The organism is Bombella apis, assembly GCF_018221685.1.
Lineage (GTDB): Bacteria > Pseudomonadota > Alphaproteobacteria > Acetobacterales > Acetobacteraceae > Bombella > Bombella apis.
This window is the reverse complement of sequence record NZ_JAGJTM010000001.1, coordinates 1-20,294: the sequence shown is the minus strand read 5'-3', so window position 1 is coordinate 20,294 and position 20,294 is coordinate 1. Positions and strand designations below refer to the sequence as shown.

General features: G+C 61.1%; 16 protein-coding genes and 4 tRNA genes. 14 read left to right on the top strand and 6 right to left on the bottom strand.

The window, feature by feature from the left end:
• Nucleotides 1–9: 9 nt before the first annotated feature.
• On the bottom strand, nucleotides 10–930 hold the full coding sequence (locus J8Z04_RS00100; protein ID WP_086431542.1) for a tetratricopeptide repeat protein: 921 nt from the start codon (nucleotides 928–930) through the stop codon (nucleotides 10–12).
• A 175-nt stretch (nucleotides 931–1,105) separates the two neighbouring features.
• On the opposite strand from J8Z04_RS00100, the gene J8Z04_RS00095 reads away from it, so the two are divergent.
• Together J8Z04_RS00095 and J8Z04_RS00090 are read left to right on the top strand one after the other, a co-directional pair.
• Nucleotides 1,106–1,180 (top strand) — tRNA-Gly (locus tag J8Z04_RS00095).
• Nucleotides 1,181–1,218: 38 nt separating this feature from the next.
• Nucleotides 1,219–1,293, top strand: a tRNA-Gly gene (locus J8Z04_RS00090).
• Between the two features lie 137 nt (nucleotides 1,294–1,430).
• Here J8Z04_RS00090 and ppa read toward each other — a convergent pair.
• A complete protein-coding gene (ppa, locus tag J8Z04_RS00085) occupies nucleotides 1,431–1,955 on the bottom strand; it encodes an inorganic diphosphatase (protein ID WP_043559301.1) in 525 nt (174 codons plus the stop codon).
• Nucleotides 1,956–2,160: 205 nt separating this feature from the next.
• Here ppa and J8Z04_RS00080 point away from each other — a divergent pair.
• From J8Z04_RS00080 to J8Z04_RS00045, 8 genes are all read left to right on the top strand, one after another.
• Nucleotides 2,161–2,234 (top strand) — tRNA-Ile (locus J8Z04_RS00080).
• A gap of 116 nt (nucleotides 2,235–2,350) precedes the next feature.
• The gene (gene ettA, locus J8Z04_RS00075) at nucleotides 2,351–4,030 is read left to right on the top strand and encodes an energy-dependent translational throttle protein EttA (protein WP_043558883.1); all 1,680 of its coding nucleotides are present in this window, start codon (nucleotides 2,351–2,353) and stop codon (nucleotides 4,028–4,030) included.
• 21 nt (nucleotides 4,031–4,051) lie between these two features.
• On the top strand, nucleotides 4,052–4,561 hold the full coding sequence (locus tag J8Z04_RS00070) for a GNAT family N-acetyltransferase (protein ID WP_043558880.1): 510 nt from the start codon (nucleotides 4,052–4,054) through the stop codon (nucleotides 4,559–4,561).
• Nucleotides 4,562–4,606: 45 nt separating this feature from the next.
• A complete protein-coding gene (argC, locus tag J8Z04_RS00065; protein WP_043559298.1) occupies nucleotides 4,607–5,518 on the top strand; it encodes an N-acetyl-gamma-glutamyl-phosphate reductase in 912 nt (303 codons plus the stop codon).
• Nucleotides 5,519–5,631: 113 nt separating this feature from the next.
• A tRNA-Leu gene (locus tag J8Z04_RS00060) sits at nucleotides 5,632–5,716 on the top strand.
• Between the two features lie 184 nt (nucleotides 5,717–5,900).
• Complete coding sequence (locus J8Z04_RS00055; protein WP_192848734.1) at nucleotides 5,901–7,067, top strand: phosphoserine transaminase; 1,167 nt, start codon at nucleotides 5,901–5,903, stop codon at nucleotides 7,065–7,067.
• On the top strand, nucleotides 7,064–8,209 hold the full coding sequence (locus J8Z04_RS00050) for an ATP phosphoribosyltransferase regulatory subunit (protein WP_192848735.1): 1,146 nt from the start codon (nucleotides 7,064–7,066) through the stop codon (nucleotides 8,207–8,209). The genes J8Z04_RS00055 and J8Z04_RS00050 overlap by 4 nt, the downstream gene beginning before the upstream one ends.
• Before the next feature lie 48 nt (nucleotides 8,210–8,257).
• Entirely contained in the window at nucleotides 8,258–9,547 is a 1,290-nt protein-coding gene (locus tag J8Z04_RS00045; protein WP_043558873.1) for an adenylosuccinate synthase, read from the top strand.
• A gap of 325 nt (nucleotides 9,548–9,872) precedes the next feature.
• On the opposite strand, the gene ftsY is transcribed toward J8Z04_RS00045, so the two are convergent.
• From ftsY to dapF, 3 genes are read right to left on the bottom strand one after another with little or no spacing between them, the layout of a single operon-like run.
• Nucleotides 9,873–10,787: a signal recognition particle-docking protein FtsY gene (ftsY, locus tag J8Z04_RS00040; RefSeq protein WP_086441939.1), complete on the bottom strand. Its 915-nt coding sequence runs from the start codon at nucleotides 10,785–10,787 to the stop codon at nucleotides 9,873–9,875.
• Nucleotides 10,788–10,831: 44 nt separating this feature from the next.
• On the bottom strand, nucleotides 10,832–12,046 hold the full coding sequence (locus tag J8Z04_RS00035; protein ID WP_043558866.1) for a MiaB/RimO family radical SAM methylthiotransferase: 1,215 nt from the start codon (nucleotides 12,044–12,046) through the stop codon (nucleotides 10,832–10,834).
• Entirely contained in the window at nucleotides 12,043–12,852 is an 810-nt protein-coding gene (gene dapF, locus J8Z04_RS00030; RefSeq protein WP_043559290.1) for a diaminopimelate epimerase, read from the bottom strand. Before dapF ends, J8Z04_RS00035 begins: the two co-directional genes overlap by 4 nt.
• Before the next feature lie 174 nt (nucleotides 12,853–13,026).
• On the opposite strand from dapF, the gene J8Z04_RS00025 reads away from it, so the two are divergent.
• Nucleotides 13,027–13,662: a class I SAM-dependent methyltransferase gene (locus tag J8Z04_RS00025; RefSeq protein WP_227449724.1), complete on the top strand. Its 636-nt coding sequence runs from the start codon at nucleotides 13,027–13,029 to the stop codon at nucleotides 13,660–13,662.
• A 132-nt stretch (nucleotides 13,663–13,794) separates the two neighbouring features.
• Nucleotides 13,795–15,600 carry a DEAD/DEAH box helicase gene (locus tag J8Z04_RS00020; RefSeq protein ID WP_192848762.1) on the top strand — a complete coding sequence of 602 codons (1,806 nt, stop codon included), beginning with the start codon at nucleotides 13,795–13,797 and terminating at the stop codon, nucleotides 15,598–15,600.
• Between the two features lie 32 nt (nucleotides 15,601–15,632).
• Here the strand turns inward: J8Z04_RS00020 and J8Z04_RS00015 are convergent, their stop codons facing one another.
• Entirely contained in the window at nucleotides 15,633–16,394 is a 762-nt protein-coding gene (locus J8Z04_RS00015) for an SDR family NAD(P)-dependent oxidoreductase (protein WP_154981022.1), read from the bottom strand.
• Between the two features lie 83 nt (nucleotides 16,395–16,477).
• Between J8Z04_RS00015 and J8Z04_RS00010 the strand changes: the two genes are divergently transcribed.
• Nucleotides 16,478–17,086: a YqgE/AlgH family protein gene (locus J8Z04_RS00010; protein WP_192848736.1), complete on the top strand. Its 609-nt coding sequence runs from the start codon at nucleotides 16,478–16,480 to the stop codon at nucleotides 17,084–17,086.
• Between the two features lie 234 nt (nucleotides 17,087–17,320).
• The gene (gene clpB / locus J8Z04_RS00005; RefSeq protein WP_192848737.1) at nucleotides 17,321–19,921 is read left to right on the top strand and encodes an ATP-dependent chaperone ClpB; all 2,601 of its coding nucleotides are present in this window, start codon (nucleotides 17,321–17,323) and stop codon (nucleotides 19,919–19,921) included.
• Nucleotides 19,922–20,294 lie beyond the last annotated feature (373 nt).

Sequence of the window (20,294 nt, the reverse complement as noted above, 5' to 3'; positions counted from 1 at the left end):
ATCATCCGGTCATGAGAATAACAGGGAGGACAGTTTGCGCCGTGCCGCCAGGGTGGCGGGGTCTGCCATGCCCCAGGCTTCAAAAAATTTCAGAAGTTCGGCCCTGGCAGCCTGTCCGGCTCCTTCCCTGTCCCGGGCGATGATGTCCAGCAGGCGCTGGGCCGCTTCCTCCCGCTGGCCCGTGCCATTCAGTGCTTTGGCCAGCTCCGTCTGAAGGGCGGCATCGTCAGGGGACTGCCCCAGTTTCTGGCGGATTTCATCGATCCTTCCGGCACTGTCCCGGCCTTCCTGATAGAGCTTCAGGCTGCTCAGGGCGCTGGTGATCAGGGGCTCCCCGCCAATGGATTCGGGAATCTGGGAGGCTGCTTCTTCTGCGCCTTCCGGGTCATCCATGGCGATCATGCAGCGGATCAGCCCAGCCCAGCCTGCCGGATGCTCCGGTTCACTTTCCAGCACGGCGGCATAGAGGTTGGTGGCCTCAGCCAGCTCACCTTCTTTGAGGGCGGAGTCAGCCATTTTCAGCTGTTCGGCAACGGGCATGGCCTGTCCGCTGTCCTTCAGGAGCTGTTCAATGAAGGCCCGGATACCGCTTTCCGGCTGTACACCTTGCAGGAGGTCCCGTACCTGCCCCTGCCAGAAGGCAACCACTACCGGGATGGACTGTATGGGCAGGCCCATCTGCACCAGCTGGCTGACCAGCGGCCGGTTGGCGGTTACATCCAGCCGTACCAGCTTCACCCGGCCTTCCGTGGTCTGGACGAGTTTTTCCAGCACGGGGGAGAGCTTTTTGCAGGAAGCGGATGAGGCCGCCCAGAACTCCACAAGAACCGGCGTGTTCCTGCTGGCCTCGACAACCTGTTCCATGAAGTTTGACTGGTCCACCTCCATGGTTCGGGAGGGGCTGCTGGAGGGGAAAAGGGCTTCTGTCATGGTCGGCAACCTCTGTCAGCTGGCGGTGGAGTCTGTCACAATCGCTCCAGTTAAAATTGTTTCCACAGGGCATGGAGGCAAGGGGGGCAGAACCTTCAAAAAAGGAAAATAAAAATGTGTTGGGGGGGATTGCGTCGGGAGCTTCTTTGAGGCATAAGCCTCCCACCGACAGCATGCGGGCGTAGCTCAGGGGTAGAGCACAACCTTGCCAAGGTTGGGGTCGAGGGTTCGAATCCCTTCGCCCGCTCCAGATTTCAGGGTCTGGAGAGCTGCTGGTGACAATGTGATGCGGGCGTAGCTCAGGGGTAGAGCACAACCTTGCCAAGGTTGGGGTCGAGGGTTCGAATCCCTTCGCCCGCTCCAGAAAGACGGAAGAACCACTTTGCCGGATCGGGTGAGGTGGTTTTTTTGTGTCTGCCGTTTTTCCCGGTCCTGCTGAATGGACATAAAAAACGGACAGTCCCCGAAGGGACTGCCCGACTTTCCAGCAGCAGTAAAGATTACTTCTTTGCCGCAGCAATGGCGGCTTCGATGACCTTGCCAGCCTCGGCCTTGTCGCCCCAGCCGGAAACCTTCACCCATTTGTTGGGCTCGAGGTCCTTGTAACGCTCGAAGAAGTGGGCGATGGCCTTCAGCGTGATTTCCGGCAGCTGGTCGAGAGAGTCGATCTTGCTGAACTGCGGATGAATCTTGTCATGCGGTACGCAGATCAGCTTTTCGTCCTGTCCGCTTTCATCTTCCATCTTCAGCACGCCGATCGGGCGGGAGCGGATGACACTGCCGGGGAGGACATCAGCCGGGGTCAGGACCAGCGCATCCACCGGGTCACCATCAGCGGCCAGCGTGTTGGGGATGAAGCCATAGGCTGCCGGATAGGCCATCGGCGTGAAGAGGAAACGGTCCACGAAGATGGCGCCGCTGTCCTTGTCCACTTCGTACTTGACCTGGGACCCCTGTGGAATCTCGATCACGACGTTGATGTCATGCGGCACATCCTTGCCGGGGGAAATCTTGGTAACGTCCATCGTCTGCTCCATCCGTGTCTGTGGGTGATGTGATGGGCGCATTATTAATGAATATGCCCGGTGTTGTATATGTGTATTGCCTGCGGCCTCTCTGCTGCGGTGAAGTCGGGAAAAAGAAAGCGCATTATTTGCCCTGTCAGGCGTGTTTTTGCCCCGCAGGGGCTTGAAAAAAAACTGCGTATGAGCGATGTGGCGAAATGTCTGTGCGCCTGTAGCTCAATTGGTTAGAGCTGGCCGCTCATAACGGCTAGGTTGCGGGTTCGAGTCCTGCCGGGCGCAGGTGACGCCTCCATGCATGTGGAGCCGCCTGTATTTGTTGGGAAACGCCCCGGGCGAGAGGGGGCACAGTCCTGCTTCCTGCCTTTTCGTTCGTGTGTTCTAGAGGAGACCGTTCCATGGCCGCCTATCAGTATGTCTATGTCATGAAGGACGTCACAAAGTCCTATCCGGGCGGCCGTGAGGTGTTCAAGGGGATCACGCTCTCCTTCCTGCCGGGGGTGAAGATCGGTATCCTCGGGGTGAACGGCGCAGGTAAGTCCACCCTGCTGAAGATCATGGCTGGAATCGAGAAAGAATTCGGCGGTGAGGCCTGGGCTGCCGAAGGTGTCCGCATCGGCTATCTGGAGCAGGAGCCGCAGCTGGACCCGAACCTGACCGTGGGCGAGAACGCTGCACAGGGCTTCGGTGCGCTGAAGAAGGCCGTGGAGCGTTTCAATGAAATCTCCATGAAGTTTGCCGAGCCCATGTCCGATGAGGAGATGAACGACCTTCTCGCCGAGCAGGCCGAGCTTCAGGAAAAGATTGATGCCGAGGATGGCTGGGAGCTGGACCGTCATCTGGAGATCGCTCTGGATGCGCTGCGCTGCCCTCCGGCGGACAGCCCGGTGGACAAGCTCTCCGGTGGTGAGAAGCGCCGTGTGGCCCTGTGCCGCCTGCTGCTGGAGAAGCCCGACATCCTGCTGCTCGATGAGCCGACCAACCATCTGGACGCCGAGAGCGTGGCATGGCTCGAAAAGACCCTGCGTGAGTACAAGGGCACCGTGATGGTCATTACCCATGACCGTTACTTCCTCGACAACGTCACCAACTGGATTCTCGAGATCGAGCGTGGCCGTGGCTATCCGTTCGAGGGCAATTACTCGTCCTGGCTGGAGCAGAAGCGCAAGCGGCTGGCTCAGGAAGAGAAAGAGGAAAGCTCCCGCCAGCGTGCCCTCGCAGCGGAACAGCAGTGGATCGCCAGCTCGCCCAAGGCCCGCCAGGCCAAGAGCAAGGCCCGTATCACCCGTTATGAGGAAATGCTGGCTGCCGGGCAGGAAGCTGCTGGAGGCACGGCGGACATCGTCATCACGCCCGGTCCCCGTCTGGGGCAGACGGTCATCGAGGCCGAGAATCTCTGCAAGGGCTTTGGTGATCGTCAGCTGATCGACAATCTCAATTTCAAGCTGCCGCCGGGTGGCATCGTGGGGGTCATCGGGCCGAATGGTGCTGGCAAGTCCACACTCTTCAAGATGATTACCGGGCAGGAACAGCCTGATTCAGGCTCCCTGAAGATCGGCGATACGGTCAAGCTGGGCTATGTTGACCAGTCCCGTAATGATCTGGACGACAGCAAGACCGTCTGGGAAGAAATCTCCGGCGGAACGGACGTCATCCATCTGGGCAAGCGGGCCGTGCCGTCCCGTGCCTATGTCGGGGCTTTCAACTTCAAGGGGCCGGACCAGCAGAAGCGTCTGGGCGTCCTCTCCGGTGGTGAGCGCAACCGTGTCCATCTGGCCAAGATGCTCAAGGAGGACAACAACGTCCTGCTGCTCGACGAACCGACCAACGATCTGGATGTCGATACGCTCCGTGCGCTGGAGGATGCTCTGGAATCCTTCGCAGGCTGCGCCGTGGTCATCAGCCATGACCGCTGGTTCCTCGACCGTCTGGCCACGCATATCCTCGCTTTTGAGGGGGACAGCCACGTGGAGTGGTTCGAAGGCAACTTCCAGCAGTACGAGGAAGACAAACGCCGCCGTCTGGGGCCTGATTCCACGGAGCCGAGCCGCATCCGTTACCGCCCCATCGCCCGCTGATCGCCGTCCGGGCGGCATGTTGTGCTAGGCAATGAGCTGCGGACAGCCCGCCTGATCCTCCGCCCGGTCAACTGGCCGGACATGGAGGACATGGCACGGCTGAAAGCGGATGTCGGGGCGTTCGGGGCCATGCTGGGTGGTGTGCGGACCCGTGTCCGGGCGGAAGCCGAGATGGCCGAGGATGTGGCTTTCTGGGCCGAGCGGGGCATCGGCATCTTTTCCATTTTTGAGGAGGGGCGTTTTGTCGGCATGACGGGCGTGCATGAACGCCCCGATGGCCGGGGAATCGGCCTGCGTTTTGCCCTGTTCCCGTGGGCTGCCGGGCGTGGCATCGCCCGTGAGGCCGCTGGTACGGCCCTCACCTTTGTTCTGGATGCGGGGGTGGAGCGTGTCGTTGCCGTCGCCCGTGAGGATAACCGGCCTTCCCGCATCGTGCTGGGTAGCATCGGCATGAGTCTGCTTGACCAGTTCGAGCGGGACGGGCACATCATGCTTCTGTATGAAAAGAGGCGGATGCTGTTCCAGTGGTGAATGGCACCGCCCCGGTCAGGGGCAGGCAACAGGGAAGCCGGGACGATGACGACGCACATATTCATTGATGGTGAGGCAGGCACGACGGGCCTGGGGATTCGCCGCCGTGTCGAGGCCGTGGCGGATCGTCATGACCTGAAGCTGCTGAGCATCGATCCTGCCCAGCGGAAGGATCCGCAGGCCCGTCGTGCCCTCATGGCGCAGGCTGATATCACCGTGTTGTGTCTGCCGGACGATGCCGCCCGTGAGGCCGTGGCCCTTGGCCAGGATACGGGTACCCGTTTTTTGGATGCCAGCACGGCCCATCGTGTGCATCCAGACTGGGTCTATGGCCTGCCGGAGCTGGATGCCACCCAGCCGGAACGGATCAGGAAGGCCCGGTTCGTCAGTAATCCCGGCTGTTATGCTACAGGGGCCATTGCCCTGCTTCGCCCGCTGGTTCAGGCGGGGCTGCTGCCGGTGGATGCCCATGTCTCCATCAATGCGGTGTCCGGTTATAGCGGTGGTGGCCGCACGATGATCGAGCAGCAGGAGGAGGCGGGTGGTCCGGCTTTTTTCCTCTACGGCCTGAACCTTCAGCACAAGCACCTGCCGGAAATGACGCAGTATAGCGGCCTGACCCGCAACCCGCTGTTCGTGCCGTCTGTCGGGCATTTCCCGCAGGGAATGATCGTGTCCATTCCGCTGCATCTGGTATCTCTCCCCGGTGTACCGATGATCGAGGACGTCACGGCTGTTCTCAGAGAGTTCTACAGGGATGCGAAAACCATCCGTGTTGTGGGGTCCGAGCCGAAGCTGGTGGCTGAAGCCATGGCGGGCCGGGATGACATGGAGCTGCGTGTGAGTGGCCATAGCGGGCAGGCCCTTCTGACAGCGTCTCTGGACAATCTTGGCAAGGGGGCTTCTGGTGCGGCCATGCGTAACATCCTGTTGATGAGTGGGCAGGACATCACCTGAAGGGTCGGGCAGCCTATCCGATTTTTTTTTCGGGCCGCTCTCTGGCCCTTTGTGCCGGGATATCTTATAAGCAGGACGTTTTCTGCGCCCCATGGGGCGCAGGCAGATCATGGGCGAGAGTGGCGGAACTGGTAGACGCAGTCGGCTCAAAATCGACCGCCGCAAGGCATAGGGGTTCGAGTCCCCTCTTTCGCACCATTTTTACAGGGCATGACAGTAGAGTGATGTGGCGGCCTGGCCTGGATGGGCTGGCTTGACCCCTTCTGGTGCCTGTGACACCTAGGAAAAAAGTAACCGTTTGCCGTGAGGGGCCGCTGTCGCCTGCCTGTGGTGGGGACGTATGGTTTCTTGCGCCTTCTGAATCATGGATGACCTGCCAATCATGACCGCAGCCAAGCCTTCACACCGTCCTCAGCGGCCCTATTTTTCATCCGGCCCATGTGTCAAACGTCCGGGCTGGACACCAGAGGCCCTGAAGGGGGCCTTCCTCGGGCGGTCCCATCGTGCGGCAGAGGGACGGGCACGGCTCCATGAGGTCATCACCCGGTCGGCGGCCCTGCTGGGCATACCGGAGGACTGGCAGGTCGGCATCGTGCCGGCCTCCGACACGGGGGCCGTGGAGATGATTCTCTGGGCACTGGCAGGCCAGCGTGGCATGGATGTCCTGTCCTTTGAGAGCTTTTCTGGCACGTGGGCGCAGGACCTGAAGGACATCCTGAAGCTGGAAGACCTGCGTGTTCTGGAGGCTCCCTATGGCGAGCTGCCTGACATGGCGCAGATCGACTGGTCCCGTGATGTGGTGCTGACATGGAATGGCACGACATCAGGTGTCTGCATCCCCTCCGTGGAGAGCGTTCCGGCGCAGCATAATGGCCTCGTGATCTGTGATGCCACCTCGGCGGCCTTTGCGATGGACCTGCCGTGGGACCGGCTGGATGTCGTCACATGGTCCTGGCAGAAGGCCCTGGGCGGTGAGGCAGCTCATGGCATGGTGGCCCTCAGCCCGAAGGCGGTCCGGCGGCTGGAAGAAGGCAGCCAGAGGCCGCTGCCCAAGATTTTCCGCCTGACCAATAAAAAAGGGCTGAATGAGGCCATCTTCCGGGGGGACACCATCAACACGCCGTCCATGCTTTGCGTGGAGGATGCGCTGGATGGTCTGCGCTGGGCTGAGTCCGTTGGTGGACTGGAGGCCCTGAAGGCCCGTTCCCGCAAGAATCTGTCCGTCGTGGAACGCTGGGTAGCGGCTCGTGACTGGGTAGCTTTCCTCAGTGAGAAGAAAGAGACACGGTCCTGCACCTCCATCTGCCTGAAGATCATCGCTCCGTGGTTCGAGGCACTGGATGATGCGGCACGGTCCAAGGTCATCAAGACCATGACGGGTCTGCTGGAGGAGGAAAAGGCCGGATACGATCTGGCCGGTTATCGTGATGCGCCCGCCGGTCTGCGCATCTGGGGCGGAGCCACGGTGGAAGCCGAGGATATTGAGGCCCTTCTGCCCTGGCTGGACTGGGCTTTTGCCCGTATTGAAGAGAAGTTTGCTGCGTCATGATCAACGGTCCCGAGACATCCAGTCCCGCCCTGCTGCCGATGGGGTTCGTGGACCTTCTCCCTGCCGAGGCAGAGGCAGAGGCCCGTGGCCTTGCTGAAGTGATGGACGTGTTTTCGTGCCATGGGTATGAGCGTGTCCGTCCGCCTCTGCTGGAGTTTGAAGGCTCCCTGCTGAGCGGGGCCGGTGAAGCCCTGGCGGAGCAGAGTTTCCGTCTGCTGGACCCGTCCTCTCATCGGATGATGGCCCTGCGGCCGGACATGACGACCCAGATTGCCCGCATTGCTGCGGTGCGGATGCAGGATAGTCCCCGCCCGCTGCGTCTCTCCTATGCGGGGGATTGTGTGGTGATCGGCACGCTCGGTCGTGAGGGACAGCGGCAGATATCGCAGGCCGGGATTGAGCTGATTGGCCCGGACAGGGCCGAGGCGGATGCCGAGGTGATCGCCCTCGGAGCAGAGGCTCTGGCCCGTCTGGGTATTGCCAATGTGTCCTTCGACCTTTCCATGCCTGTCATGATCTGGAGCCTGATTGAGGACAGTTTCTCTGGCGTCGAGCGGGACAGCATCATTCATGCTCTGGACAGGCGGGATGCAGCCGCCGTGCGGGACTGTGGCGGCCCGTGGGCGGAGCTTCTTCTGGGCATGATGGCGGCTGTTGGCCCTGCCGCCATCGCTCTGGAAAAGCTGGCGATGCTGGACTTCCCCGACATGCTGAAACCTCATGTCGAACGGCTGAAGGCTGATGTGGCGGCGATTCTGACCCGTCTGCCGGATGCCCGCCTGACAGTGGACCCGGTGGATTTCCGGGGCTGGCGGTACCATACGGGGGTCTGCGTGACGGTTTTTGCCATGCATTCCCGTGAGGAGCTGGGACGTGGCGGCCGCTATCTGGCCGGGGAGGAGCCCGCCTGCGGGCTGACCCTCAACCCCCATGCCTTTTTGCGGGTTGCGGAAAAGCCGAAGCGGCGGCAGCGCTGCCTCGTTCCGCCCGTAATGGCGCAGAAAGACTTGTCCAGCCTGCATGAGGCAGGCTATGCCACGATCGCATCGCTTGGGGAATCAGGCGAGATGGAGCAGGAGGCGCATCATCTGCGGTGCAGCCATATCTGGAAAGATGGAAAACCCGTCGTACTGGCACGCTGAGGTGCAGGCAGGGGCCGCCATCGTGAGACGTTGAGGGAAGACATTCTTATGGCCAATGTTACCGTAATCGGAACCCAGTGGGGCGATGAGGGTAAAGGCAAGATCGTTGACTGGCTGGCCAGCCGGGCCGATATCGTTGTCCGCTTTCAGGGCGGGCACAATGCCGGCCATACGCTGGTCGTGAACGATCAGGTCTACAAGCTTTCCCTGCTTCCTTCCGGTCTGGTTGGCGGGAAGATTGGCGTCATCGGCAATGGCGTGGTGGTGGACCCCAAGGCCCTGATGAGCGAGATCGACCGTGTGACGGAACAGGGACTGACCGTCACGCCGGAAACGCTCTGGATCGCCGAGACGGCCCCTCTCATCCTGCCCCTGCATGGTGCGCTGGACCGTGCCCGTGAGGTTGCCCGTGGCAACCACAAGATCGGCACGACAGGCCGTGGCATTGGTCCGGCCTATGAGGACAAGGTGGCCCGCCGGGCCATCCGCATCTGCGATCTGTCCGAGCCTGAAACGCTGGACTGGAAGATCGACGAGCTGCTGCTCCACCACAACACGCTTCTGGCCGGTCTGGGAGCGGAAACCTTCACCAAGCAGCAGATTCTGGACTTCCTGAAGGAGATCACGCCCCGTCTCCTGCCCTATGCCTGCTGTGCGTGGGACCGTCTGGCCGAGGCGGACCGGGCTGGCAAGCGTATCCTCTTCGAGGGGGCACAGGCTGTCATGCTGGATGTGGACCACGGGACCTATCCTTTCGTGACAAGCTCCAACACGGTGGCGGCCATTGCGGCTTCCGGCAGCGGCATGAGCCCGAAATCCGTCGGGTTCGTGCTGGGCATTGCCAAGGCTTACACAACCCGTGTTGGTGAAGGGCCTTTCCCTTCCGAGCTGTTTGATGAGGTCGGAAAGGGCATGGCCGAACGTGGGCGTGAGTTCGGGACCGTAACGGGCCGTCCCCGCCGCTGTGGCTGGTTCGATGCGGCCATGGTCCGCCGAGCCGTGCGTGTTGGTGGCGTGAGTGGCGTGGCCCTGACGAAGCTGGACATTCTGGATGGCATGAAGGAAGTGTCCATCTGCGTCGGTTATGAGCTGGACGGCCAGAAGATTGACAGTTTCCCCTCCGCACCGGGGGCCCAGGCCCGTGTGAAGCCCATTCTGGAGACCATGCCGGGCTGGAATGAGACAACCGGTGGTGCCCGTTCCTGGGCAGAACTGCCGGCGCAGGCCATCAAGTATGTCCGCCGCATTGAGGAGCTGATCGGCACGCCGGTCACCCTGCTGTCCACCAGCCCGGAACGTGAGGACACCATCCTTGTGACGGACCCTTTCGAGGGCTGATCAGTCGTCAGGTCATGTTGGATGAAGGCCAGCCCTGTAGAGGCTGGCCTTTTTATTTTGATCGAATGACAGCTTTCTTCAGGCGGGAAGAGATAAAAAAAGGAGTGTCCAGTTTCTGGGCACTCCCTTTTCTGTCTGATGTCCTGTTGAGGAGAGCCTGACAGCCGTTCAGGCCTTGTTGTCGGGAAACAGCCTGTCCAGCAGTTTCTTCAAAACCTTTCCGACAACGACAGTCATGACTGTTTCGACCGCAAATCTCAAAAGTGCTCTGAACATGAGAAAATGCCTCCTTCTGGGCAGATGGTCATATCGTGACGGGGACAGGTTACGCCGTTTTGGCGTCGCCGACCAGCCCACGGGAATAATCTTCGGCAGAGAATGGCCGTAAATCCTCGGCCTGTTCGCCAACGCCGACAAGGTGGACAGGCAGTTTGAACTGTTCGGCCAGAGCCACCACGATTCCACCACGGGCGGAACCATCCAGCTTGGTCACGACCAGTCCACTGACATTCACAAGCTCCCGGAAGACCCGCACCTGCTCAATGGCATTCTGCCCGGTTGTGGCATCCAGCACCAGCAGGACGCTATGGGGCGCAGAGGGGTCGAATTTCTGCATCACACGGATGATCTTGGCCAGTTCATCCATCAGGGCCTGTCGGTTATGCAGGCGGCCCGCCGTGTCCACGAGGAGCAGATCGGCCTTTTCCTCCGTGGCCCGTTTCAGTCCGTCATAGGCCAGTCCGGCGGCATCGCCGCCCGGTTTGCCGGCGATGACCGGGGAGCCTGTGCGCTCCCCCCATATCTGGAGCTGTTCGACTGCTGCCGCCCGGAAGGTATCGCCCGCCACCATCATGACGGACCTGCCCTGCTGGTGATACTGATGGGCGATCTTGCCGATGGTCGTGGTCTTGCCCACACCATTGACGCCCACCACCAGAACGACATGCGGTTTCTTGCTGTCGTCCAGTTTGAAAGGCTGGGCTACGGGTTCCAGAACCCGGGAAATCTCGGCGGCCAGTGTCTGGCGGATTTCCTCCGGGGTGATGTGCTCCCCGAAGCTCTTCTCACGGAACTGTTCGATGATCCGTCCGGCCACGGCAGGACCGAGATCGGCAGCGATCAGCTCGTCTTCAAGCTCTTCCAGCGTTTCATCATCAAGTTGCCGTTTGACAAACACCGCATTGAGGCGTGCGCTTGAACGGGACAGACCCTGTTTGAGTCGAGAAAAAAATCCAGCCATGACTGTCGAATTGGTGTGAGAAGGGGGGAGCCGTCAAGCCCTGTTCAGGGGATTTCTGCCATGAGCATACCATCCTGCACAGCTGTGATGCGGATGCGCTCCAGCCGTCCCCGGTGGGATGGTTGCGCTTGCGGAAGTGTGAAGGCGGCAAATTCGGGTGTATGGCCGGTTGTCGGGCTTTCCATGAGGACGGTTTTTTCCTGCCCGACAAAGCGGTTCAGGAAACGGTCCCGTATGGTCTGGCCCAGTGCCCGCAGTCTGGCGGCCCGTTCCTGCCTTGTGGCTTTCGGCATGGCGGGCATACGGGCTGCCGGTGTTCCGGGGCGTTCGCTGTAAGGGAAGACATGGAGGAAGGGAATGGCCTGCTCTGCCAGAAAATCGTACGTTTCCTGAAAGAGGGCATCCGTCTCGGTGGGGAAGCCGGCAATCACATCAGCTCCGAAGCCGGTATCAGGCCGCAGATGGCGGACCTGTGCGATCAGTCCGGCTACGTCAGCTGTATTATGGCGGCGTTTCATGCGTTTCAGGATCAGGTCGGAGCCCGCCTGAAGGGAAAGATGCAGATGCGGCATGAAGCGGGGCTCATCAGCGATCAGGTCCCAGAGGGCCTTGTCCCCTGTATCTGGCGTGAGAATCATGGGGTCGATGGAGGAGAGACGCAGGCGGGCAATTTCCGGCACTTCATCCAGCAGATGGCGGCAGAGCTGGCCCAGCCCCATATCCTTCTGCTGCCATGAGGCAATGTCCACGCCTGTCAGGACAATTTCACAATGTCCCGCTTCTGCAAGAGCCCGGGCCTTGGGGATGATCTCCCCGGGAGGCATGGAGGTGGACTGCCCCCGGCCCGCCGGAATGACGCAGAATGTGCAGTCATTGTCGCAGCCCTGCTGAACCTGGAGAAGGGCCCGGATGTAGCGGGATGGTGGGGGAGCCTGCCCTGCCTCATCAGGCAGGCCCCATGTGGCAGGGAGCGTCTTTTCCGTATTGGGAATCACCCGGCTGACACCGGGCAGGGCAGCCCATGCATCTGCGGCCCGCTCGGAGGCGCAGCCTGTCACGATGATGCGGGCTGCCGGATTTTCCCGGTGTGCACGGCGGATGGTCTGGCGGGCCTGCCGCTCGGCCTCTGCCGTCACCGTGCAGGTATTGACGATGATGGTCTCTTCGTCCCGCATCTGCCCCAGGCGGGCCAGATGCTCCATGGCATCGCTTTCATGGGCGTTCAGGCGGCAGCCGAAGGTGAGAAGGGTGACGCTCATGGTGTGGTGGTCTGTCCTTTTTCCAGCCAGCTCTCATCCAGCGTGCCGGTGAAAACGGTCTGGGCCGGGCCGGTCATCAGGACGGAGCCATCATCCTGCCATGTGATGGTCAGGGAGCCACATTCCATGGTGACACGGCATGTCCGTTCCACAAGGCCACGCCGTGCTGCATTGACGACCGCTGCGCAGGCGCCTGATCCGCAGGCAAGGGTCAGCCCGGCACCCCGCTCCCAGACCCGCAGGCGGATGTGGGTGGGGGAGAGAATTTCCGCAAAGCCGATATTGGCCCGTTCCGGGAAGAGGGGATCGGTTTCCAGAACTGGTCCCAGAGCGGCGGCATCCTCAATGGAGCGGAACAGTGTGAGATGGGGATTGCCCATGGAGCAGGCTGCTCCGTCGTGAAGGGGGAGACGGGCCGTGTCGCATTCCCGGGCGAGAGGGATGGTCTGCCAGTCCAGGTGGGGCGTGCCCATGAGGACGGAAATCAGCCCGTTTTTCTGCGATGTGGGGAGCAGGCCATTCTGTGTCTGAAGGGTTGGGCTGCCGCCCAGCAGGGCCGCAACGCAGCGGGAGGCATTGCCGCAGGCGCCGGCCTCTGAGCCGTCCGGGTTGAAGAAGCGGACCCGCACGTCCGCACCATCCCGTGTTGGGGCGGAAAGTGTCACAAGCTGGTCGCAGCCGATGCCCGTGCGGCGGTCGCAGAGGCGGCTGATGAGTGTGGTGGAGGGGGATAGTGGTGTCGTTCTGCCATCCAGAATGACAAAATCATTCCCCAACCCATGCATTTTCGTGAAGGAAACGCCCATGATGCCCCTCTGAGACGTGATGAAACCGCCTCTTTCTATAATGTTGCACGGCCGGGGTAAAATGAAGCCTTCCTGCTGCCGGTCTGTTTTTCCTGCCGGGGCAGGCATTGTTCAGGAATCCAGCTGCCCTATATTAAGAGACGACAGCAAGGAACAAGCCGAAAAGGGGAAGGCGTGCAGGGCCTACACGAAAAAGCATTCACACAGGCATCTTCAGAGCCGGATGAGGCTTTCTGGGCCCGGCAGGAGCTGGATTCCCTGATGGATATGGGAGCTCGCACGGCCATTACTGCCCTTTACCGTACCGCCCTGCCCGTGGGGGGGCGGACGCTGGACCTGATGTGCGGGGCCATGAGCCATCTGCCGGAGGATGCCACCTTTCAGGAATTCATCGGGCTGGATGTCAGCAAGGCGGCTCTCAAGGCCAATCAGGCCCTGAGCAGCGCTGTGGAACAGGACCTCAACAGCACGCCTGTCCTGCCGTTTGATGAGGCGAGTTTTGATGGAGCTCTCCTTTGTGATGGGCTGGCCTATCTGACAAAGCCGCAGCAGGTCATCGAAGAGCTGTTCCGTGTTCTGCGGCCCGGTGCGCCGCTGATCATCAGTTTTTCCGACAGATTCGTACCGGCCAAGGCCGTGGCCATCTGGCAGGCGCTGGAGCCGGAAGACCGGGTCCGTTTCACCAGTGCCCTCATGCAGCGGGCCGGTTTTGCGGAGCTGGATACCGGTGAGGTTGTCCCGCCGGAAGACCTTACAGCATGGCAGGATACGGTTCGGGCTGTCATTGGCCGCCGTCCTGTGGCAGGTTGAGCTGTAATCCAGCTTTTCAATATGGTGGTGGATCGTCTCTGGCCTTGCAGGGCAGAAAGGGGTATTCACCGTTTTTCTGGCTGCCACAAACTGGTTCGTGGCAGCATGTGTATGACCGAGTGTTCGTTGACGATGCCTTTTCCCGATACCCATCCCGCCCTGACCCGTGCTTTGGCTGCACGTGGCTATGAACAGCCAACGCCTGTACAGGAGGCCGTGCTGGAGCCGGGGCTGGAAGGGCGTGATCTGCTCGTCTCTGCGCAGACGGGCTCTGGCAAGACAGTGGCCTTTGGTCTCGCCTTTGCGACCGATCTGCTGACGGAAGGGGACAGGATGGCCCCGACCCGCTCCCCGCTGGCGCTGGTGATTGCCCCGACCCGTGAGCTTGCCATGCAGGTTCAGACAGAACTTTCATGGCTTTATGCCGAGACCGGGGCCCGTATCGCCAGCTGCATCGGTGGGACCGATGCCCGCCGTGAGGCCCGCTCTCTGGAGCGTGGTGCTCATATCGTGGTTGGTACGCCGGGCCGTCTGTGTGACCATCTCTCCCGTGGCAAGCTGGACCTGACGGGCCTGCGTGCCGTTGTGCTGGATGAAGCTGACGAGATGCTGGACATGGGCTTCCGTGAGGAGCTGGAACAGCTGCTGGATGCATCCCCGAAGGAACGCCGCACCCTGCTGTTTTCCGCTACCATCGCTCGGGAAATCGCCTCTCTGGCACGGCGCTATCAGCAGGACGCCAAGCGGATTGATACGGTCTCCGGCCAGAAGCAGCATGCCGACATCACCCATCGCTGCGTGGTGACGGCCCCGCAGGAAGTGGAGCGGTCGCTTGTCAACGTGCTGCGGTATTATGAAAGCCAGACAGCCATGGTGTTCTGCAACACCCGCCTGCTGGTGAATCAGGTTCAGGCAGCCCTGCTGGAGCGGGGCTTTGCCTCCGTCGCCATTTCCGGTGAGATGGGGCAGAATGAGCGGTCTCGTGCCATCGAGAGCCTGCGCTCCGGTGCGGCCCGTGTCTGCGTGGCCACCGATGTGGCGGCCCGTGGCATTGATGTCCCGGCCCTCGGCCTGGTTGTCCATGCCAGTGTGCCGTCTTCTTCCGACACGTTCCTGCATCGTTCCGGCCGGACAGGTCGTGCAGGGCGCAAGGGCGTGAGCGTGCTGATGGTACCATTCAACCAGCGGCGCAAGGCGGAGCGTGTTCTGGCGCAGGCCCGTGTGAAGGCTGAGTGGGAGCCGGTACCAACGGCAGAGGCCATTGCCGAGCAGGATGCACAGCGTCTGCTGGAAGATCCGATCCTGACCGGGGAAGCCTCCGTTGCCGTGCCGGAAGAGATCGTGGCCAAGCTGACAGAACGTTTCGATGCCACGCAGCTGGCCCGGGCTCTGGTAGGGTTCCACAAGGCGCATCTGCCCCGTGTGGAAGATATCCGTCCTGTGTCTGTCGAGCCACCAGCCCGTGGTGCTGCCCGTGAAGGGGGACGTGGGTATGAGATGGCTGGTTCGTGGTTCCGCCTTGGCGTAGGGCGTAGTGAAAAGGCCGATCCAAAGTGGCTGATTCCGCTCATCTGCCGTCTTGGTGGCGTGCAGAAGCGGGATATTGGCAATATCTGCATCCAGCAGGATGACACGCTCTTCCAGATTTCTGATGAAAAGCTGGCCCGCTTCAATGCCTGTCGGGCAGGAGCAGAGCAGGACGAGGTGACCATTGAGCCAGCCGAGGCTCCTGCCGGTGGGGCCGGTCCCCGCCGGGGTCGTGGTGGCCCGCCGGGTGGGCGTCGCTTTGGTGCACCGAAAGGGCGTTTTGGTGGCCCCGGTGGCGGGGGACGTCGTGAGGGGCGTGAAGGTCGGGAAGGGGGCCGTGGCCCGTCATCCTTCAAACGTCGTTCCGGCCCGGCCCGCAGCGGCGAGAAATCCACCCGCCGCCGGAGCTGATTCCATCGCCGTTGAAGTGGAGAGGGAGGGGGTTACCCCTCCTTTTTCATGACGGCCAGCCCGCCAGATGCCTGACAGACAGGCATGATCTCCAGATGGTTCACGTTCATGTGGGTCGGTAGGCCAATCAGCCATGAGACGGTTTCTGCAATATCGGCAGGCATCAGTGGTGTGGTGTTTTCATAGACGGCCCGTGCCTTTGCATCATCACGCAGCCGTACGTTGCTGAACTCACTGCCACCCACAAGGCCGGGTTCGATGGTCGTGACACGCAGTGGCGTGCCCAGCAGGTCGGTCCGCAGATTCTTCATGAACTGGGAGACGAAGGCTTTCGTCGCCCCATAGACATTCCCGCCCCGATAGGCGTAATGACCCGCCGTACTGCCGATGGAGAGGATGTAACCGCGCTCCCGTTCTATCATGCCGGGGAGCAGGGCGTGGGTGATCTCCACGAGGCCGGAGATGTTTGTGTCGATCATGGTTTCCCAGTCATCCACGCTGGAGTCCTGTGCGGGTGTGACGCCCAGTGCCAGCCCGGCATTGTTGATGAGAACATCCACATGGCGCCAGCCCTCTGGCAGGGTTTCGGGCAGGGCGCGCAGGGCGTCCCGGTCGCTCATGTCCAGTGTGAGGGGGAGGAGGCTGGTGCCGAGTGTCTCATGCAGGTTGCTCAGCCGTTCACTCCGGCGCCCCGTGGCGATGACACGGTGCCCCTCCCGGACCAGCCGTGTGGCGATGCTTCTGCCGAACCCGGATGTGGCGCCCGTCACGAGGATGGTCTGTGGCTGGGTCATTGTGGGAACTCCGTGTATGAAGAATGAAAAACAGAACTATCTTCTGTTATGCTGGACGCATCCCCTGTTTGTAAGAGGTGTTCATGCCGATTCTTGAGCCGATCGAGACATTGACGGGCCGTTTGCTGGTTGCCACCCCTGTTCTGGCAGGGACCGAATTTGCCCAGACGGTCATCTATCTCTGCGCCCATTCCGCCGAGGATGGAGCCATGGGGATGATTGTCAATCGTCGGCTGACCCACCCGGACATCAGTGCGTTGCTGCGCCATCTGGATGTATCGCCCAACCCGCCGCAGCGTCTTTTTGGTGTGGGTGTTGGCGGGCCGGTGGAGCCGGGGCGGGGTTTTGTTCTCCATTCGCCGGAAGGTGGAGGCCTTGGGCGTGGCAGGACAGGCAGCCGCATGACCGTCCTGCCGGATGAGCCGTCCGTGGCAGAAGTCAGTGCCAGCATCGAGATGATCCGGGAGCTGGCGGCAGGCCGGGGGCCACGGCAGGCCATGCTGCTGCTTGGCCATACCGCATGGGCCGCCGGGCAGCTTGAAGAAGAGATTCTCCATGGCAATGCCTGGTATGTTGTTCCGGCTGATGAAGATATTGTCTTTGGAGCGGATCCCTCCACAAAATGGCAGCGTGCGCTGGAGAGTGTAGGGCTGGAACCGTCCTCACTTACGGCTTCAGTGGGGGAGGCATAAGGTTTCTGCGGGGCTGCCTTTCTATTGCCTGCCTTCTGTTTTGGTCTCAGACTTTACCAGTCTGAAAGGTCCCGGAATCTCCTTGCAGACAGGCGTTTTTGTGGGTGAATCCAGAAACGCCCTCTTGAAACCGATGTGATCGTGCCTAAATTTTAGGCACGGTCTGTCGCCATATCGGGGCAGGCTGAACAGTCATCGCTGCCAAGGATGGGGCGAGAAGGAGAGGCAAATATCATGGATATTCAGAAATTTACGGAGCGGAGCCAGGGGTTCATTCAGGCTGCCCAGACCATTGCCCTGCGAGACTATCACCAGCAGCTGACGCCGGAGCATCTGCTCAAGGCCCTGCTGGATGACGAGCAGGGAGCGGCGACAGGGTTGATCCGTGCCGCAGGCGGGGACCCGAAGGTCGTCCGGCAGGCCAATGATGCGGCCCTGGCCAAACTGCCGGCTGTGCAGGGCAGCGGAGCGTCCCAGCCCCAGCCGACGCCTGATTTCGTGCGGGTGCTGGATGGTGCGGAGGCGGCTGCCAAGGCGGCTGGTGACAGTTTCGTGGCGCAGGACCGTCTGCTGGCAGGCATTGCGGCCAGCAGGACACCGGCCGGTGAGGCCCTGCGGCAGGGCGGGGCGTCTGCTCAGGCTCTGGAAAAGGCGATTGCGACCGTCCGCAAAGGGCGGACCGTGGATTCGGCCTCGGCAGAAAACAATTTTGATGCGCTGAAGAAATATGCCCGTGACGTGACGGCTCAGGCGCAGGAAGGCAAGCTGGACCCGGTCATCGGGCGTGACGAGGAAATCCGCCGGGCCATTCAGGTTCTGGCACGCCGCAGCAAGAACAATCCCGTGCTGATTGGTGAACCCGGTGTTGGCAAGACCGCCATCGTGGAGGGGCTGGCCCTGCGTATCGTCAATGGCGATGTGCCGGAGGCTCTGCGCAACAAGAAGCTGCTTTCTCTCGACATGGGGGCACTGATTGCCGGTGCGAAATATCAGGGTGAGTTTGAGGAACGCCTGAAGGCTGTCCTCAAGGAGATTGAGAGTGCCGAGGGGCAGATCATCCTCTTCATCGATGAGATGCATACGCTCGTTGGCGCAGGGCGTTCCAGCGGGGCGATGGATGCGTCCAATCTCATCAAGCCGGAACTGGCCCGGGGTGTGCTGCACTGCCTTGGCGCCACGACTCTGGATGAGTACCGCAAATATATCGAGAAGGACGCTGCGCTGGCCCGCCGCTTCCAGCCGGTCTTTGTGGGTGAGCCGTCCGTTGCGGACACGATCTCCATCCTGCGTGGGATCAAGGAGAAGTACGAGCTGCATCATGGGGTGCGGATCACCGACAATGCACTGGTTTCCGCAGCGACCCTGTCCAACCGGTATATCACGGACCGCTTCCTGCCGGACAAGGCCATCGATCTGATTGACGAAGCCGCCAGCCGCCTGCGGATGCAGATCGACAGCAAGCCTGAGGCTCTGGATGAGCTGGACCGCCGCATCATCCAGCTGAAGATCGAGCGTGAGGCCATCCGCAAGGAGGATGACACGGCCTCCCGTGAGCGTCTGGAAGCTCTGGAAGCTGAACTGGCTGACCTTCAGGAGAAGTCTGATGCGATGAGTGCGGCCTGGCATGCGGAGAAAGACCGCATGAATGCCGTGCAGAAATACAAGGAAGAGCTTGACCACGCCCGGTCCGAGGTTGAGGTGGCGCAGCGCCAGGGAAATCTCCAGCGGGCATCCGAGCTGATGTACAGCCGTATTCCGGAGCTGGAACGTCAGATCGAACAGGCCCAGCAGGCAGAAGCCCAGTCTGATGGCAATACGCTGTTCGCTGATACCGTGACGGATCAGGGAATCGCCGCTGTCGTGTCCCGCTGGACCGGCGTGCCGGTGGACCGGATGCTGGAAGGTGAGCGTTCCAAGCTCATGCGGATGGAGTCCGTGCTGCGTGAGCGTGTCGTGGGGCAGGAATCGGCTCTGGTGGCCGTGTCCAATGCCGTGCGCCGTGCCCGTGCCGGGTTGCAGGATCCCAACCGCCCGATCGGTTCCTTCCTGTTCCTTGGTCCGACCGGTGTGGGCAAGACCGAGCTTGCCAAGACGCTGGCGCAGTTCCTCTTTGATGATGAACGTGCCCTGCTGCGGATCGACATGAGCGAGTTCATGGAGAAGCACTCCGTCTCCCGTCTGATCGGTGCCCCTCCGGGGTATGTCGGTTACGATGAGGGTGGCGTGCTGACCGAGGCCGTTCGGCGTCGTCCCTATCAGGTCATCCTCTTTGATGAGGTGGAGAAGGCGCATGAGGATGTCTTCAACATCCTGCTTCAGGTGCTGGATGATGGCCGCCTGACGGACGGGCAGGGTCGTGTGGTGGATTTCCGCAATACGATCATTGTACTGACCAGCAATCTCGGTTCCGAGGTTCTGGCGCATCAGAAGGATGGCGACTCAACCGAGGCCGTGCGGAATGAGGTGATGGAGGTTGTCCGGGCGCATTTCCGGCCGGAATTCCTGAACCGTCTGGACGAGATCATTCTCTTCTCCCGTCTCCAGCGGGCGGACATGGGCCAGATCGTGGAGATTCAGCTGGGCCGCCTGCGGCATCTTCTGGCTGATCGCAAGATCACCCTGTCTCTGGATGAGAAGGCACGGGAGTGGATGGCCGAGGCTGGGTATGATCCGGTCTATGGTGCCCGTCCGCTGAAGAGGGTGATCCAGCGTGAGTTGCAGAACCCTCTGGCCGGTCTCCTGCTGGAAGGGACCATCCATGACGGAGATGAGGTGACCGTCTCGGCCAATGATCAGGGACTGCTCATAAATGGACATTCGGCAGCCCAGAGCTGAATGGCGTGATGGAAGGCCGCCCCGCAGGGGGCGGTCTTTTTTCTGTTGTCGATTCTTTTTGGTGGGGTGATTCGCCGGGGGTTGTGTTTTTGGGGTTGGGTGGCGGTTTTCTGGGGTTTTTGGGGTTTATGTGAAGAAACTTTGAGAAAGTTTCGGGAATCGTGTTGACCGTATGGGGGTGGGTGCGTATAAGCCCATTCACCGGCGGCGCTGGAGCGGAAGTTTCGGGGCGGCTGGGGTGGTCATTGACAAGAGAATATGGGTTATAAAGTAGAGACTGGAAGGGATATGTTGGCGGCGTTTTCGTTGGCGAAGGCTGATGGAAGACGGAAGCTGATGTATCTGACTTTAAGTTTGATGCGTTGAATTGAGC

Excerpts from the sequence above, each read along its gene's own strand:
- J8Z04_RS00035 (WP_043558866.1), bottom strand. The coding sequence starts at position 12,046 with ATGAGCGTCACCCTTCTCACCTTCGGCTGCCGCCTGAACGCCCATGAA.
- clpB (WP_192848737.1), top strand. The coding sequence starts at position 17,321 with ATGGATATTCAGAAATTTACGGAGCGGAGCCAGGGGTTCATTCAGGCT.
- J8Z04_RS00010 (WP_192848736.1), top strand. The coding sequence starts at position 16,478 with ATGCCGATTCTTGAGCCGATCGAGACATTGACGGGCCGTTTGCTGGTT.
- argC (WP_043559298.1), top strand. The coding sequence starts at position 4,607 with ATGACGACGCACATATTCATTGATGGTGAGGCAGGCACGACGGGCCTG.
- ppa (WP_043559301.1), bottom strand. The coding sequence starts at position 1,955 with ATGGACGTTACCAAGATTTCCCCCGGCAAGGATGTGCCGCATGACATC.
- J8Z04_RS00100 (WP_086431542.1), bottom strand. The coding sequence starts at position 930 with ATGACAGAAGCCCTTTTCCCCTCCAGCAGCCCCTCCCGAACCATGGAG.
- J8Z04_RS00050 (WP_192848735.1), top strand. The coding sequence starts at position 7,064 with ATGATCAACGGTCCCGAGACATCCAGTCCCGCCCTGCTGCCGATGGGG.
- ettA (WP_043558883.1), top strand. The coding sequence starts at position 2,351 with ATGGCCGCCTATCAGTATGTCTATGTCATGAAGGACGTCACAAAGTCC.
- dapF (WP_043559290.1), bottom strand. The coding sequence starts at position 12,852 with ATGGGCGTTTCCTTCACGAAAATGCATGGGTTGGGGAATGATTTTGTC.
- J8Z04_RS00045 (WP_043558873.1), top strand. The coding sequence starts at position 8,258 with ATGGCCAATGTTACCGTAATCGGAACCCAGTGGGGCGATGAGGGTAAA.
- J8Z04_RS00015 (WP_154981022.1), bottom strand. The coding sequence starts at position 16,394 with ATGACCCAGCCACAGACCATCCTCGTGACGGGCGCCACATCCGGGTTC.
- J8Z04_RS00020 (WP_192848762.1), top strand. The coding sequence starts at position 13,795 with ATGCCTTTTCCCGATACCCATCCCGCCCTGACCCGTGCTTTGGCTGCA.
- ftsY (WP_086441939.1), bottom strand. The coding sequence starts at position 10,787 with ATGGCTGGATTTTTTTCTCGACTCAAACAGGGTCTGTCCCGTTCAAGC.
- J8Z04_RS00055 (WP_192848734.1), top strand. The coding sequence starts at position 5,901 with ATGACCGCAGCCAAGCCTTCACACCGTCCTCAGCGGCCCTATTTTTCA.